Origin of the sequence: Streptomyces sp. NBC_00203 (assembly GCF_045206325.1) — a bacterium.
Classification (GTDB): Bacteria; Actinomycetota; Actinomycetes; order Streptomycetales; family Streptomycetaceae; genus Streptomyces; species Streptomyces lutosisoli.
The window spans coordinates 9,002,237-9,017,939 of sequence record NZ_CP108126.1 but is presented as its reverse complement, the minus strand read 5'-3'; the positions used below and the strand labels follow the sequence as shown (position 1 = coordinate 9,017,939).

Annotated in this window: 10 protein-coding genes; 5 read left to right on the top strand and 5 right to left on the bottom strand. The window is 69.1% G+C overall.

All coding sequences use genetic code 11. The features are described from left to right. Positions 1-27: 27 nt before the first annotated feature. Both OG975_RS40035 and OG975_RS40030 read right to left on the bottom strand, forming a co-directional pair. A complete protein-coding gene (locus OG975_RS40035; protein ID WP_406334460.1) occupies positions 28-1,743 on the bottom strand; it encodes a glycoside hydrolase family 6 protein in 1,716 nt (571 codons plus the stop codon). A gap of 13 nt (positions 1,744-1,756) precedes the next feature. Continuing rightward, the gene (locus OG975_RS40030; RefSeq protein WP_406334459.1) at positions 1,757-3,244 is read right to left on the bottom strand and encodes a cellulose binding domain-containing protein; all 1,488 of its coding nucleotides are present in this window, start codon (positions 3,242-3,244) and stop codon (positions 1,757-1,759) included. Positions 3,245-3,498: 254 nt separating this feature from the next. Here OG975_RS40030 and OG975_RS40025 point away from each other — a divergent pair, with 254 nt between their 5' ends. Beyond that, positions 3,499-6,423 carry a glycoside hydrolase family 48 protein gene (locus OG975_RS40025; RefSeq protein WP_406334458.1) on the top strand — a complete coding sequence of 975 codons (2,925 nt, stop codon included), beginning with the start codon at positions 3,499-3,501 and terminating at the stop codon, positions 6,421-6,423. 239 nt (positions 6,424-6,662) lie between these two features. Continuing rightward, entirely contained in the window at positions 6,663-9,320 is a 2,658-nt protein-coding gene (locus OG975_RS40020; protein WP_406334456.1) for a cellulose binding domain-containing protein, read from the top strand. 47 nt (positions 9,321-9,367) lie between these two features. Here OG975_RS40020 and OG975_RS40015 read toward each other — a convergent pair whose 3' ends face one another. After that, complete coding sequence (locus OG975_RS40015; protein ID WP_406334455.1) at positions 9,368-11,242, bottom strand: rhamnogalacturonan lyase; 1,875 nt, start codon at positions 11,240-11,242, stop codon at positions 9,368-9,370. Between the two features lie 194 nt (positions 11,243-11,436). Between OG975_RS40015 and OG975_RS40010 the strand changes: the two genes are divergently transcribed. After that, positions 11,437-13,008 (top strand): hypothetical protein, encoded by a 1,572-nt coding sequence (locus OG975_RS40010; protein WP_406334454.1) that lies wholly within the window; start codon positions 11,437-11,439, stop codon positions 13,006-13,008. 24 nt (positions 13,009-13,032) lie between these two features. Here OG975_RS40010 and OG975_RS40005 read toward each other — a convergent pair whose 3' ends face one another. After that, on the bottom strand, positions 13,033-13,986 hold the full coding sequence (locus tag OG975_RS40005; protein WP_406334452.1) for a helix-turn-helix transcriptional regulator: 954 nt from the start codon (positions 13,984-13,986) through the stop codon (positions 13,033-13,035). A gap of 71 nt (positions 13,987-14,057) precedes the next feature. Between OG975_RS40005 and OG975_RS40000 the strand changes: the two genes are divergently transcribed. Together OG975_RS40000 and OG975_RS39995 are read left to right on the top strand one after the other, a co-directional pair. Further along, the gene (locus tag OG975_RS40000; RefSeq protein WP_406334450.1) at positions 14,058-14,537 is read left to right on the top strand and encodes a hypothetical protein; all 480 of its coding nucleotides are present in this window, start codon (positions 14,058-14,060) and stop codon (positions 14,535-14,537) included. Continuing rightward, positions 14,534-15,013, top strand: coding sequence for a hypothetical protein (locus OG975_RS39995; protein WP_406334449.1), 480 nt, complete (start codon positions 14,534-14,536; stop codon positions 15,011-15,013). The genes OG975_RS40000 and OG975_RS39995 overlap by 4 nt, the downstream gene beginning before the upstream one ends. Here OG975_RS39995 and OG975_RS39990 read toward each other — a convergent pair. After that, a complete protein-coding gene (locus OG975_RS39990; RefSeq protein WP_406334447.1) occupies positions 14,982-15,701 on the bottom strand; it encodes a methyltransferase domain-containing protein in 720 nt (239 codons plus the stop codon). The genes OG975_RS39995 and OG975_RS39990 overlap by 32 nt on opposite strands. Positions 15,702-15,703 lie beyond the last annotated feature (2 nt).

The window sequence follows — 15,703 nt, the reverse complement described above, 5'->3', positions numbered from 1 at the left end:
AACCGGTCGCCCGGTGGATCAGCCGGTTTACAGCGGCGGGTACGCGTTCGTCATCAGCTGCTGGAACTGGGCGGAGAACCAGTGCCCGGACAGCGGGGCGTTCGGCAGGGCACCCGACATGCTGTTGCCGTTGCGGGCGTTGCCCGTGTACGTCGGGTCGCACATCCGGTCGAAGCCCTTGCCCTCGTCGTTGGCGATCGCCGAGCTGGAGCCGTCGGACTCCCCCGGGGGCTTCATCCACACGTAGGCGTCGATGCCGGTCGCCGGAGCGGCCTGCGGGCGTTCGCCGAGACCGGCACCGGACTGGTTGCACCAGTTGCCGACGTGGATACGGCGGTCGTAGCGGCCGCCGTCGACGTAGGTGTCGACGCTGGTCGTCGCGCCGGGACCGGTGGGCCGCGCGGTGCCGCCCCAGCCGTTGCGGGAGGTGTCGATCAGCATGCCGATGCCGGAGTTGAAGCCGACCGAGACGAGCTGGGTGCGGAAGGCCTGGGCGTACGACAGCTCGTCGACGTAGCGGTTCCAGTCGACCCACTTGGACTGGCGGACGGACGTGCCGTTCACGGTGTCGTTGATGGTGAAGTTGTTCTCCTTCAGCGCGCTGTAGTTGGCCGTGTTGGTGATGAAGCCGTGCACGTCGTCGACCGTGGCGCCCTCGGCCGTGGCGGCCTGCTTGAACAGGGTGGCCGAGGGGGCGAAGTTGTCGTCCCAGCCGAGCCAGCCGTGGTGTCCGGCGTCGATGTAGTTGTAGACGTTGGGGATCGCGCCCAGCTTGGCGAGCGCGTAGCCGACGCCCTTCACGTAGTTGCCGTTGGCGAGCATCGTGTCGCACGCGGCCGTGGCGGTGGCGCGGCTGCCCGTGTTGGTGACGAGGTTCGGCAGCGAGTCGATCTCGATGGTCGTGACGATGCGCAGACTCGCGTACTTCGAGTCGGCGAGGATCGCGGCGATCGGGTCGATGAACTGCGTCTTGTACTTGTCGATCTCCGTCGGGCCGAGCTCCCCGTTGGAGGCCAGGGCCGCGCAGTCACGTCCGGGCAGGTCGTACACGACGAGCTGGACGACCTCTTCGTTGCTGCCCTTCTGCGCCAGCGCCGCGTCGAGGTGGGCACGCAGACCCATGCTGGTGCTCGTCCCGTTGATCGCGGCGATCCGGTCGAGCCAGACACCGGTGGGCTGGCTGGAGATCCGGCTGCCCCCGGTCTCGGCGGCGGCCTTCGCGGACCACTCGGGGTTCACATACACCTTGGCCCCGGCGTACGGGTTGTCGACCTTGCCGGACGGATCGGTGCCGCCCCCGCCTCCCCCGCCGCTTCCGTCATCGACGTTGCAGGTCACCCCGTCGAGGGTGAAGGTGGTCGGCAGTGCGTTGGTGCCGCTGTACGAGGCGTTGAACCCGAAGCTGACCGAACCGCCGGTCGCCAGCGTTCCGTTGTAGGTCTCGTTGGCCGCGGTGACGTCCGTGCCGCTCTGGCTGATCTTCGCGTTCCACCCCTGGGTGACCTTCTGGTTTCCGGCGTACGACCACTTCACCGCCCAGGAGGACTTGGCGGCGCTGTTGTTGGTGACCGTGACGGCGGCGGTGAAGCCGGTGTCCCACTGGTTCTGCACCTTGTAGTCGACGGTGCAGGGGATGGCGGCGATCGAGGCGTCCGGCGCGACGGCGGCGGCAGCGGTGCCGGTGGTCGTCGCGCCGCCGAGGAGGATCAGGCTCGCGAGTAACGCTGTTCTGGTACGGCTCATGGGTGCGGGTGTCCTATCCGTTGAGGGCGCGCAGGTGATCGCGCAGCCCGATGCCATACGCGGTGGGCGTTCCGTCGTAGTTGGAGATCAGGGAAGGACCTGAGGAACAGTCCCAGGTGTTCCAGGTCCAGCCGAGGTAGGAGAGCCCCCGGTCGTCGAACCACTTCATGACGGTGTCGACGAAGGAGTGGGAGCAGGTGTTCTCGCCGATCTCCCCCGCCACGAGCGGCACTTGAGCGGCCACCGGGGCGAGCGTCGAGTTCCAGCAGCTCTCACTGGCGCAGGTGTTGAAGTTGTAGACGTGGTACGCGGCGACGAGATTGCCCGTCGGATCACTGGGCTTGTACGTCAGCCACTGGCTCAGGTCGTTGGAGTACGCGAGCCCGCCGGCCAGGATCAGGTTCTTGGCGCCGGTGCCGCGTACCGCGTCGACCAGGTCCTGCATTCCGGCGACCTCGTAGGAGATGCCGGGGCAGGTGCCGCCGTCCCGCCAGCACTCCCACGCCTGGGTGGTCGTGGAGGTCGCGCGGTCCGGGTAGGGCTCGTTGAACAGGTCGAACGCGACGGCCGGGTCGTCCTTGAAGGTGCTGGCGACCGAGGCCCAGAAGGACGGGGTGTACTGGGCGTCCGGCATCGGCTTCTGACAGGTGGCGTGCACATCGGAGCAGCCCGAGGAGTTGCCGGTGTACTGGCCGTACGACCAGTGCAGTTCGACGAGCGGCGTCATGCCGTGCGCCTCGACCTTGGCCACCAGGTCCTTGATGGCGGCGATGTAGTTGGCGCCGCCGTACTCGGCCTTGATGTTGGACAGGCCCAGCCAGCACTCCTCGTTCAGCGGAATGCGGACCGTGTTGGCCTTCCAGTCGGCGATCGCCTTGACGGAGGCGTCGTCGACCGGGCCGTCGAAGATGCCGTAGCCCTGGACGCACATGAACTCGCCGCCGGAGCGGTTGACGCCGAGCATCCGGCGCGTGGCACCGGTCGCGTCCACCAGCTTGTTGCCCGAGACATGCAGCTTCGGCGCCTCACCGGTGGCCGGCGGCTCGGTCGGTGTCGGTGTCGGTGTCGGTGTGGGCGTCGGCTCGGCATCCACATTGCAGGTCGTGCCGTTGAGCTTGAAGGCCGTCGGTACGGCGTTGCTGCCCGACCACGAGGCCAGGAACCCGGCGCTGACGCTCGCGCCGGTGCCCAGCGAGCCGTTCCAGCTCTCGTTGGCCGCGGTCACGGTCGTACCGGACTGGGACCACTTGGCACTCCAGCCCTGGGTGACCTTCTGGCCGCCGGCGAAATCGAAGGTGAGGCTCCAACTACTCACCGCTGCCGTGTTGTTGGTGATTTTCACGGCGCCCTGGAAGCCGGTGTCCCACTGGCTGGTGACGGAGTACTCCACCGTGCACGCGGGTGTGGCCCCTGAAGCCGTGACGACCGGCGCGATCGCGGTGCCCACGAGGGCGACCGCGGCGCCGACCACTAAAAGTCCTAAACGCGGAGGGTGTCGCATGAGCGAGTCCTTACAGCTCGGGCGCGTCGTGACGGACGCGTCGACTGATGGAACCGCTCCCACTGGTGCGGATGAAGTTAGCGCCAAGCGTCAGTAAAGGACAGAGGTGTTGCACTGTTGATCAATCGAATCATTTCGACTCTTCAAGCACCTTGACCCCTCACACCCCCCTCTCCAATATGGGAGCGCTCCCACTGGTTCAAGGCTTGTTGCTCCTCCCCCCATTGTTCCGAGCCGCAAGGAGGAACCAGCACATGCACCCCAGCCCCAGAAGGAGACACCGCCGCACCGTGCGGCGGCTGTGGACCGCTGTCGTGGCGGCCCTCGCGCTCCCCCTAGCGACACTGGCAACCGGTTCAACTCCCGCACAGGCAGCGACAGTTCAGTGCAGCGTCGACTACAAGACCAATGACTGGGGCTCCGGCTTCACCACCGACGTCACGATCACCAACCGCGGTACGGACGCCATCAGCGGCTGGACCCTGACGTACGACTACACGGGCAACCAGACCCTCACCAACGGCTGGAACGGCACCTGGTCCCAGTCCGGCAAGACGGTCACCGTGAAGAACGCGGCCTGGAACGGGACGATCGCCGCCGGGGCCGCCGTCACCGCCGGCGGCCAGTTCACGTACAGCGGCACCAATACCGCGCCGGCGTCCTTCGCGGTCAACGGCACCACCTGCACCGGCGCGCACCAGCCGCCGGTCACCGTGCTGACCAGCCCCGCCGCGGGCGCGGTCTACACGCAGGGCGACGCGATCCCGCTGGCCGCGACGGCCGCCGCCGCCGACAGCGCGACCATCAGCAAGATCGAGTTCTACGACGACACGACACTGCTGGGCACGGACACCAGCTCCCCGTACACGCTCTCGGTCAACAGCTTGACCGTGGGCAGTCATTCACTGGTGGCGAAGGCGTACGACAGCCTGGGCGCGTCCGCGGCCTCCACACCGGTCGGCATCACGGTCGCCTCGGGTCCCGCCGTGGTGGCCTCGCCGACCCAACTCGGCGTCCAGCAGGGCAAGACGGGGACCTTCGACCTGAAGCTGTCGACGCAGCCTTCGGCAAACGTGACGGTGTCGACCGCTCGCACGGACGGCAACACGGGTCTGTCCGTCACGGGCGGCTCCTCGCTCACCTTCACCCCGTCCAACTGGAACACGGCGCAGACGGTGACCATCACCGCCGACGCCTCCGGCACCGGATCAGCGACCTTCACCGCCTCAGCGACCGGTTTCACCAAGGCCACGGTCACCGTGACGGAGCTGGCCGCGTCGAAGGCGTACGACGCCCGTTTCCTGGACCTCTACGGCAAGATCACCAACCCGGCGAACGGCTACTTCTCCCCCGAGGGCATCCCCTACCACTCGGTGGAGACACTGATCGTCGAGGCGCCCGACCAGGGTCATGAGACGACGTCGGAGGCGTACAGCTATCTGATCTGGCTCCAGGCGATGTACGGGAAGGTCACCGGCGACTGGTCGAAGTTCAACGCCGCGTGGACGACCATGGAGACGTACATGATCCCCACCCACGCCGACCAGCCGACGAACTCCTTCTACAACGCCTCGAAGCCCGCGACCTACGCGCCGGAGCTGGACACTCCGAACGAATACCCGGCGAAGCTCGACACGAGCGTCTCCGTCGGCTCGGACCCGATCGCGGGTGAGCTGAAGAGCGCGTACGGCACGGACGACGTGTACGGCATGCACTGGCTCCAGGACGTCGACAACACGTATGGGTACGGCAACTCCCCGGGCAAGTGCGAGGCGGGTCCGACCGACACCGGCCCCTCCTACATCAACACCTTCCAGCGCGGTGCGCAGGAGTCGGTGTGGGAGACGGTTCCGCAGCCGACCTGTGACTCCTTCAAGTACGGCGGAACGAACGGGTACTTGGACCTCTTCACCGGGGACTCCTCGTACGCCAAGCAGTGGAAGTACACCGACGCTCCCGACGCCGACGCGCGGGCCGTGCAGGCCGCGTACTGGGCCGACGTCTGGGCCAAGGCCCAGGGCAAGGGCAGTGACGTGTCGACGACCGTCGGCAAGGCGGCGAAGATGGGCGACTATCTGCGCTACTCCATGTACGACAAGTACTTCAAGAAAATAGGCAACTGCGTCGGCCCGTCGACCTGCGCGGCCGGCACCGGCAAGGACGCCTCCTCCTATCTGCTCTCCTGGTACTACGCCTGGGGCGGCGCCAACGACACCTCGGCGGGCTGGGCCTGGCGCATCGGTTCCAGCCATGTCCACGGCGGCTACCAGAACCCCCTGGCGGCGTACGCGCTCAGCACGAACGCCGATCTGAAGCCCAAGTCCTCGACAGGGGCGGCGGACTGGGGAACCTCCCTCACCCGGCAGCTGGAATTCTACCGCTGGCTCCAGTCGGACGAGGGCGCCATCGCGGGCGGTGCCACCAACAGCTGGGCGGGCCGTTACGCGACGCCGCCCACCGGTACGCCGACCTTCTACGGCATGTACTACGACCAGCAGCCGGTGTACCACGACCCGCCGTCCAACCAGTGGTTCGGCTTCCAGGCGTGGTCCATGGAGCGGGTCGCCGAGTACTACCAGCAGACGGGGAACGCGAGCGCGAAGGCGGTCCTCGACAAGTGGGTCTCCTGGGCGCTGTCCAAGACCACGATCAACCCGGACGGCACCTACCAGATCCCCTCCACCCTCCAGTGGTCCGGCGCGCCCGACACCTGGAACGCGTCAAGTCCCGGTGCCAACAGCGGACTTCACGTGACCGTCGCCGACTACACGAACGACGTCGGCGTGGCGGCCGCGTACGCGAAGACCCTGTCGTACTACGCCGCCAAGTCCGGCAACGCCCAGGCGAAGACGACGGCGAAGGCACTGCTCGACGGCATGTGGGGCAACTACCAGGACAGCCTCGGTATCGCCGTCCCGGAGACCCGCGCCGACTACAACCGCTTCGACGACAGCGTGTACGTGCCGAGCGGCTGGACCGGCACGATGCCGAACGGCGACGCGGTCAACTCCTCCTCGACCTTCACCTCGCTCCGGTCCTTCTACAAGAACGACCCGGCCTGGTCGAAGATCGAGAGCTATCTGGCGGGCGGGGCCGCGCCCTCCTTCACGTACCACCGGTTCTGGGCCCAGGCGGACATAGCCCTCGCCATGGGCTCGTACGCGGAGCTTCTCGAATAGTCCCCGCCAAGCGCTCCGCGGGAAGGGCGGTATGGACACTGCCGGCCGGCTGTGGCTGGCCGCGCAGTTCCCCGCGCCCCTTATAGGGGCGCGGTAGCTCGCCGCGCTTCATCGGAACCGCTTGAAGGCTCCGCGTGCTTGGCCTCGTCACCTGACGACGAGGCCGACCGGCCGGGCGGTCCCCACTCGCACTGGGGGCCGCCCGGTCCTCATGCCCTCCTTCAGAGAGGACCCCCACCGTGCGAAGAACCCGCATCCTCACGGCCGTGCTCGCGCTGGCCGCCGGTCTGCTGGCCGGCACCCCGCCCGCCCTGGCGGCGAGCACCCCCAAGGCGACGACGACCCTCGCCGCCGACACGTACACCTGGAACAACGCGCGGATCGACGGAGGCGGCTTCGTCCCCGGCATCGTCTTCAACCGTTCCGAGAAGAACCTCGCGTATGCCCGCACGGACATCGGCGGTGCCTATCGCTGGGTGGAGGCGAGCAAGACCTGGACACCGCTGCTCGACTCGGTCGGCTTCGCCGACTGGGGCCACACCGGCGTCGTGAGCCTGGCCTCGGACTCCGTCGACCCGAACAAGGTGTACGCGGCGGTCGGCACGTACACCAACAGCTGGGATCCGACGAACGGCGCCGTGCTCCGGTCCTCCGACCGGGGCGCGAGCTGGCAGAAGGCGGACCTGCCCTTCAAGCTGGGCGGCAACATGCCGGGGCGTGGCATGGGCGAGCGGCTGGCCGTGGACCCCAACAAGAACAGCGTGCTGTATCTCGGCGCGCCCAGCGGCAAGGGTCTGTGGCGTTCGACGGACTCGGGCGCGAGCTGGTCGCAGGTTACGAACTTCCCCAACGTCGGTAACTACGTACAGGATTCGACCGACACCAGCGGCTACGCCTCCGACAACCAGGGCATCGTCTGGGTGACCTTCGACGAGTCGACGGGTACGTCCGGGAGCGCGACGCAGACCGTCTACGTCGGGGTCGCCGACAAGGACAACGCGGTCTACCGCTCGACGGACGGGGGCGCGACCTGGTCCCGGCTCGCGGGGCAGCCCACCGGCTATCTCGCCCACAAGGGTGTCCTCGACGCCACCAACGGCTATCTCTATCTCGCCTACAGCGACAAGGGCGGCCCGTACGACGGTGGCAAGGGCCAGTTGTGGCGGTACGCGACGAAGACGGGCACCTGGACGAACATCAGCCCGGTCGCGGAGGCCGACACCTACTACGGCTTCAGCGGGCTGACCGTGGACCGGCAGCATCCGGGCACGGTGATGGCGACGGCGTACAGCTCGTGGTGGCCGGACACGCAGATCTTCCGGTCCACGGACAGCGGCGGTACCTGGACGAAGGCCTGGGACTACACCTCGTACCCGAACCGTTCGAACCGCTACACGATGGACGTGTCGTCCGTGCCCTGGCTGACGTTCGGCGCGAACCCCTCGCTTCCCGAGCAGACGCCCAAACTCGGCTGGATGACCGAGGGGCTGGAGATCGATCCGTTCAACTCCGCCCGGATGATGTACGGGACGGGCGCGACGGTCTTCGGCACCGAGAACCTCACCAACTGGGACAGCGGAAGCCAGTTCACCATCAAGCCCATGGTCCAGGGCCTGGAGGAGACGGCCGTCAACGACCTCGCCTCTCCCCCGTCGGGCGCCCCGCTGCTCAGCGCGCTCGGTGACATCGGCGGCTTCCGGCACACGGACCTCACCAAGGTGCCGTCGATGATGTACACCTCGCCGAACCTCACCAGCACGACGAGCCTCGACTACGCCGAGACCAGCCCGAACACGGTGGTACGGGTCGGCAACCTCGACTCGGGTCCGCACATCGGTTTCTCGACGGACAACGGCGCCAACTGGTTCGCGGGCACCGACCCTTCGGGCGTCACCGGCGGCGGAACGGTCGCCGCGGCCTCGGACGGCAGCCGCTTCGTGTGGAGTCCGGCCGGCACCGGGGTGCAGTACACGACCGGGTTCGGTACGTCGTGGTCGGCGTCCAGTGGTATCCCGTCCGGGGCGATCGTGGAGTCGGACCGGGTCGACCCGAAGACCTTCTACGGCTTCAAGTCCGGGAAGTTCTACGTCAGTTCGGACGGCGGCGCGACCTTCACGACGTCCGCCGCCACCGGCCTGCCCAGCGGTGACAGTGTGCGCTTCAAGGCACTGCCCGGCACGAAGGGCGATGTGTGGCTGGCGGGCGGCGCGAGCGACGGCGCGTACGGGCTGTGGCACTCGACGGACGGCGGCGCGAGCTTCACCAAACTGTCGAACGTCGACCAGGCCGACACCATCGGCTTCGGCAAGGCGGCGACGGGAGCCTCGTACCAGACGCTCTACACCAGCGCAAAGATCGGCGGCGTACGCGGCATCTTCCGCTCCACCGACAAGGGCGCGAGCTGGACCCGCATCAACGACGACGCCCACCAGTGGGGCTGGACGGGCGCGGCGATCACCGGTGACCCGCGGGTCTACGGGCGGGTGTACATCGCGACCAACGGGCGCGGGATCATCTACGGCGACAGCTCCGACAGCAGTGGCGGGGGCGGCACCGATCCGACACCGACGCCGACGGGCGCCTGCTCGGTGACGTACAAGATCACGAATCAGTGGTCGGGCGGCTTCCAGGCGGATGTGGCGCTCGCCAACACAGGATCCAGCGCCTGGAGCGGCTGGTCACTCGGCTGGACCTTCCCGGACGGCCAGAAGATCACCCAGTTGTGGAATGCCGACTACACGCAGACCGGCGCCGCGGTGACGGCGAAGAACCTCAGCTGGAACGCGAACGTGGCGGCGGGATCGTCGGTGAGCTTCGGGTTCACGGGGAGCTGGTCCGGCACCAACAGCAAGCCGACCAGCTTCAAGCTGGGCGATCAGACCTGCACGGTCGTCTGACCCGGTGGTGGGTGCGTGCCCCGGCGGGGGCACGCACCCACCGTCGTTCACGGGGTGTAGACGCTCGGGCGCGGTGCCGTCGCCATCCCGTCACCGATGAAGAAGCTCGGGTGCGGGGGCTGGTTGTACGCAGTGTTTTGCCAGGCCAGCGCCGTGCGGTACTGGGTGTCGTGCAGCAGGGTCGTGATCTTCGTGGTCGTCTCGTACGGCGTGGAGTAGATCCGCAGCGCCGTGTTGTCGGTCGTCGGCCAGACGACCTCCTCGCGCCAGTCGCCGAAGAGGTCGCCGGAGAGCGACGGGGTGGCCTTGGTGCTGTTGTTGGAGTGGACGGACGCGCCGGTCAGCAGGCGGGTGTCCGCGGAGGTGCCGTACTTGTCGATGTGGGTGTCGTCGAGGAGTTCACGGACCGTGTCGCCGTCCCACCAGGACAGGAAGTTGGTGCTCCCGGGCTTGCGGCTCGCCACCACGTTTCCCTGGGGATCGCGTACGCCGTCGGCGTGCGAGGACCAGGACTCGGCCCCGGCGCTGCCCGCCCAGATGTCCCCGGCCACGCCCCGGCCGTTGTCGCCGTTGGCCGCCGTGGACCACAGGATCGCGCCGGTCTTCGCGTCCGCCATCCACGACGCCGGCTTCGAGGAGTCCTCGTCGACCTTGAACTCCTCAAGGCCCGCGCGGGACGGGTCGAGGTCGCCGACGTGCATGGCGTCACCGTGCCCGTTCTTGGTGGTCCACAGGCCGCTGCCGTTGTCGTCCACGGCCATCGAGCCGTACACGATCTCGTCCTTGCCGTCCCCGTCGACGTCCGCGACCGACAGCTGGTGGTTGCCCTGGCCGTCGTACCCCTTGCCGCTGTTGGTCGAGGAGTTGGTGTCGAAGGTCCAGCGCCGGGTGAACGCGCCGTTGCGCCAGTCCCAGGCGGCGATGACGGTACGGGTGTAGTAGCCGCGCGCCATGATCAGGGACGGCCGGGCTCCGTCCAGGTAGGCGGTTCCGGCGAGGAAACGGTCGACGCGGTTGCCGTACGAGTCGCCCCAGGAGGAGACCGTGCCGCGCGCCGGGACGTAGTCGACGGTGCCCATGGCGGCGCCCGTCTGACCGTTGAACATGGTCAGGTACTCGGGTCCGGAGAGGACGTATCCGCTCGAATTCCGGTAGTCGGCGGAGGCGCTGCCGATGACCGTGCCCTGGCCGTCCGTCGTCCCGTCGGCCGTCTTCATGGCGACCTCGGCCTTGCCGTCGCCGTCGTAGTCGTACACCTGGAACTGGGTGTAGTGCGCCCCTGAGCGGATGTTCCTGCCCAGGTCGAGGCGCCACAGGCGGGTGCCGTCTAGCTTGATGCCGTCGATGATCGTGTCGCCGGTGTAGCCGGACTGGGAGTTGTCCTTGGCGTTGGTGGGCTGCCACTTGAGGACGAAGTCGAGCTGGCCGTCGCCGTCGAGGTCGCCGACGGAGGCGTCGTTGGCCTCGTAGGTGTACGCGACTCCGTCGGGGGTGGTGCCGCCCGCGGGCGGGGTGATGGGCACGTCCTTGTAGCCCGTACGGAACTGGATGGCGTGCACCGAGTCGGCCTGCTCGACGCCGCCCACGATCGCGCGGACCGTGTAGTCGGCCTGGGCGGGCGCGCCGGAGTGGAAGTAGTTCGTCGAGCCGGTGATGGGGGTCGAGTTGACCTTCGTCCCGGCGCGGTAGACGTTGAACGACACGTCGTTCGGATCGGTGCCGAGCCAGCGCCAGCTGACCAGGTTGCCGCTGTCGGTGTGGACGCTGACGACGCCCCGGTCGAGGGCCTCGACCTGACGGGCGGTGGCCGCCTCGGCCGAACCGGTGCCGAGGGCGGTGAGTCCGGCGGCGATGAGTGCCGCGGTGGCCGCCAGCGCCGAGCCGATCGCGCGTCTGCGGTGCTGCCTGTGCGGGTGCTGCACGGTGGGTACCTCCTGAGAGGACAGACGGATTCTGTTCCCTCAGTTGCCGCTGTTCTCAAGGGAGTTGCCGGGTAGCACCAACGAGTTGTGGTTCCCCACCTCAACCAACCTATTTTCGGACGTAATTGTTTTCCCGCCCCGTGCCGCTCCGCCGCGCTCTCCGGTACAGCACTCGTACAGGCCTAGGGGGAACCATGAGCGAGAACGGCGAGAACGTAGTCACGCACGGGCCGATTCCACGGGTGCCGGTCACGGACCCCACCCTGGGAATCCAGGTCGATCCGGGCTGGACCGGACGGCCCCGCCACCGGCTGGTCGCCGTCGGCGATTCACTCACCCAGGGATTCCAGAGCGCGGCGGTCTTCCACACCGATGTCGCGTATCCCGCGATCATCGCCCACGAACTGGGGTGGAGCGAGCACTTCCGATACCCCTCCTACAACGGGTTCGGAGGGCTCCCGTTCAATCTGGAGCTGTTCCTGCGCGACCTGGAGGCGCGCTACGGCCGGGACCTGGACTGGTGGGAGACGGCGCCCGCGCTGTTCCACGCCCGCCGGTTCATGGACAAGGTGGAGGACTACTGGGAGCGCGGAGCGGGTACCGCCGTGCCCAGTACCACCGCCGTCAACCACAACCTCGCGGTCTTCGGCTGGGATCTGCGGGACGCGCTGGACCGGTCGGCCGACGTGTGCCGCAAGCGGATCTCCACCCCCAAGGACAACCTGGTCCACCAGATGGTGGAGCACGCCGACGACCGCGCCGCGCTGCGCGTGCTGCCGACCGAGCCGCCGGAGGCGGCGAACCTGAGCCAGCTGGACGCGGCCGCCCGGCTCGGCGACGAGGTCGGCGCGACGGACCCGGCGCACGGCATCGAGACACTCATCGTGTTCCTCGGCCCCAACAACGCGCTGCGCTCGGTGGTGGATCTGCGGGTGGTGTGGAGCGACGACGGCTACGACGACCCGCAGCGCAAGGGCGCCTTCACCGTCTGGAGGCCCGAGCACTTCGCCGCCGAGCTGCGCCAAGTGGCCCTGGAGGTGAGCGAGATCAAGGCGCGGCACGTGATCTGGTGCACCGTCCCGCATGTAACGATCGCGCCCATCGCCCGAGGTGTCGCCGGAAAGACCGCACCCGGATCGGCCTACTTCCCGTACTACACGCGCCCGTGGATCAGCGACGGCGACTTCGACCCCCGCCAGGACCCCCACCTGACCGCCGAGCAGGCGCGTGCCGTCGACGGCGCCGTCGACCAGTACAACTACGCGATCACCGCGGAGGTCCGCGGCGCCCGTGACGGCGGCAAGGACTGGTATCTGCTGGACACCGCGGGCCTTCTCGACCGGCTCGGCTCGCGCCGGTACATCGAGGATCCGCAGGCCCGCCCCGACTGGTGGCAGCCCTACCCGATGCCCCCGGAGCTGGCCGCGCTCACCCCGGTTCCCAACAGCCGCTTCCTCGCGAGTGACGGGACGCGCCGCACGAACGGGGGCCTGTTCTCCCTGGACGGCGTCCACCCCACGACCGTCGGGTACGGCATCCTCGCCCAGGAACTGATCAACGTCATGCGGCGGGCGAGGGTCGAGTTCTTCCCGCCCCACAGCTCCACTCCGCGCCCCGACCCGGTTCTCGTGGACTTCGGACGCCTCATCCGGCACGACACGCTCATCAACCGCCCACCGGGGAACCTCACTTCGACTCTCGGCGTGCTCGGCTGGGCGGACGAGAAACTGGACTTCCTGCACCGCGCCCTGCACTTCACCATCTGACCGGCGGACCTGGCGGACCTGGCGTCACGCGTACCGCGCCGCCAGCTCCGCCACCGTCGCGGCGATCCGCTCCCGCAGCTCGGCCGGTTCGAGGACCTCGATGTCCGTGCCCAGGCGGAGGAAGTCGTGATGGGCGTGGTCCACGGACTCGATGGGGATGGTGGCGCGCGTCCAACCGTCCTTGTCCGTACGTCCGTTGACCGCCACCGCATGCGCGGCGGGGCCGCTCAGTCGTGCTGCCGGTACTCCCGGCGCCAGCCGGACGACCGCCTCCGCGCGGTGCAGCCGCTCGTGGAAGTCCCTCTGGTACGCGGACCAGAACGCGGCGAGGTCGAAGTCCTCGGGACGGTCGAACTCCTCCTCGGAGGCGGTGAGTTCGAGGATCTGGTCGACGCGGAACGTACGCGGCCCCGGCCCCGCGACGACGTACCAGCGGCCCGCCTTCAGGACCAGGCCGTACGGTTCCAGGCGGCGCTCCACGTCGGTGGGCTCACGCCAGCGGCGGTACCGGATGTGCAGGACGCGGCGGTTCCAGACGGTATCGGCGACGGCGGGCAGGTACGGGGTCTCGTCGGCGTCCGCGTACCAGCCGGGCGCGTCCAGGTGGAAGCGGCCGCTGATCCGGTCGGCGTGCTCGCGCAGCTCGCTCGGGAGGGCCGCGCGCACCTTCAGCTGGGCGGCGGCGAGGACCGAGCCGAGGCCCAGCTCGGCGGCGGGGCCGGGGACGCCCGCGAGGAAGAGGGCCTCGGCCTCGTCGGTGGTGAGGCCGGTGAGGCGGGTGCGGTAGCCGTCCAGGAGGCGGTAGCCGCCCGCGTGGCCCGCGTCGCCGTACAGCGGGACGCCGGCCGCGCTCAGCGCCTCGACGTCCCGGTAGACCGTGCGCACCGAGACCTCCAGCTCCTCGGCGAGCTGGGCGGCGGTCATACGGCCGCGGGTCTGGAGGAGCAGGAGGACCGAGACGAGCCGCGCGGATTTCACCTCACCAGAATCCCAGATCCGACGGACTTCGCTGACAGAAGGTGTCAGGGGAGTCCGCCTAGCTTCCCCTCATGGCCTTCACGGAGAAACTCCTGACCGTGCCGCCGCCGATCGAGGTGGCGGGACGGCGGATCAAGCGTTACCACGTCACCGCCGACGCGGCGGGCATCGCGCCCGCCGTGGAGCGGGCGGCGTACGCGATGCTGCCGAAGCTGCTCCCCGAGCCGGACGGCACGCCGCCGGCGACCTTCGTCGTGCTGCACCGGGGTGGCGACGACGGCGCGTACCTCAACGCCTACAGCTGGGTCTGGGACAACGTCCTGCACTTCCGGGGAGCGTCGGCGGGCCAGCCGGTACTCGGCTGCCCCGACCGCGACCCGACGCACTTCATCACACCCAGCCTGCCGTGGATCGGGTGCGTCTGGGAGCTCCCGCCGATCCTGCACGAACGCGACGCCTGGGTGCGGCACATGCTCGCGCCGGACACCCCCGACCTCGACGCCTACCTCGCCGACTCCCTCCTCGAGGGCACGACTGGAGACCGCACATGAGCACCCCGCACGACTTCGACTTCTTCCACGGCGAGTGGGACGTCCACCACCGCCGGCTGACCGACTTCCTCGACGCCGGCAGCGGCTGGGAGGAGTTCGGGGCCACGAGCCGCTGCTGGAGCCTGTTCGACGGGGCCGCGAACGTCGACGAGCTGGACGTACCGAGTCAGGGCTGGAAGGGGCTGACCCTGCGGCTCTTCGACCCCGCGGCGGGCGAGTGGTCGCTGAACTGGTCGTCCAGCCGCAGCGGCAAGCTGTTCCCGCCGGTGATCGGGCGGTTCGGGCCCGACGGGCGGGGTGAGTTCCACGGGGACGACACCCACGACGGGAAGGAGGTGCGGGTGCGGTTCGTGTGGTCGGGGATCTCGGCGACCACGGCCCGCTGGGAGCAGGCGTTCTCCGTGGACGGGGAGAGGACGTGGGTGACCAACTGGGTCATGGACTTCACGCGGCCTTCCGGAACGCCCGTAGCGTGAACTCGGGGTCCGGGCGCGGTGCGTCCGGGTCCGGCAGCGCCTCGATGCGCTCGGCGAGCGCGGTGCCGCCCGCCGCGTAGATCTCGCCGTCCCGGACGTGGCGGGCCAGGCGGCGTGGGATCCGTCCCTGGCCGTGGCCCCGGAAACGGGCCGTACCGCTGGGGAGCAGGCCGTGTTCGGCGGCGTACGCCGTGACGAGCGAGGTCTCGTCCGTGGCGCGCTGCCCGCGGTACGGCGCGGCCAGGGCGTCGATGTCGCTGCCCACGTGGTGGGCGGCGTTCTTGTCGACGGTGGTGACAAGGACGCCGCCGGGGCGCAGGACGCGGGCGGCCTCGGCGACGACGGGGGCCGCGTCGTCCAGCAGGTGCAGCAGCCAGATGACCGAGACGGCATCGAACGAGCCGTCCCCGAAGGGAAGTTGACGGGAGTCGGCCCGGACGACGGCACCCGCCATCCGCGCCGCCGCCCGCCGCGCCATGCCGTGCGCCGCGTCGGCTGCCGTCACCCGCAGCCCCGGGCGTCCGGCCGCGAGGCGCCGCGTCACGATCCCGGTGCCGCAGGCGATGTCCAGCAGGGCGCGGGCGCGCTCCGGGACGAGGCCGAGGACTGCGTCGGCGGCCGCGGCGGCCCGGGGTTCACCGCCCCGGGTCACGTCGTACGCGTCGGCTTCCTTGTCGTAGTCCAGCACGT

What these genes read in the sequence shown, in the direction of transcription:
- OG975_RS40035 (WP_406334460.1), bottom strand. Translation starts at nt 1,743, where the DNA reads ATGAGCCGTACCAGAACAGCGTTACTCGCGAGCCTGATCCTCCTCGGC.
- OG975_RS40030 (WP_406334459.1), bottom strand. Translation starts at nt 3,244, where the DNA reads ATGCGACACCCTCCGCGTTTAGGACTTTTAGTGGTCGGCGCCGCGGTC.
- OG975_RS40025 (WP_406334458.1), top strand. Translation starts at nt 3,499, where the DNA reads ATGCACCCCAGCCCCAGAAGGAGACACCGCCGCACCGTGCGGCGGCTG.
- OG975_RS40010 (WP_406334454.1), top strand. Translation starts at nt 11,437, where the DNA reads ATGAGCGAGAACGGCGAGAACGTAGTCACGCACGGGCCGATTCCACGG.
- OG975_RS40000 (WP_406334450.1), top strand. Translation starts at nt 14,058, where the DNA reads ATGGCCTTCACGGAGAAACTCCTGACCGTGCCGCCGCCGATCGAGGTG.
- OG975_RS39995 (WP_406334449.1), top strand. Translation starts at nt 14,534, where the DNA reads ATGAGCACCCCGCACGACTTCGACTTCTTCCACGGCGAGTGGGACGTC.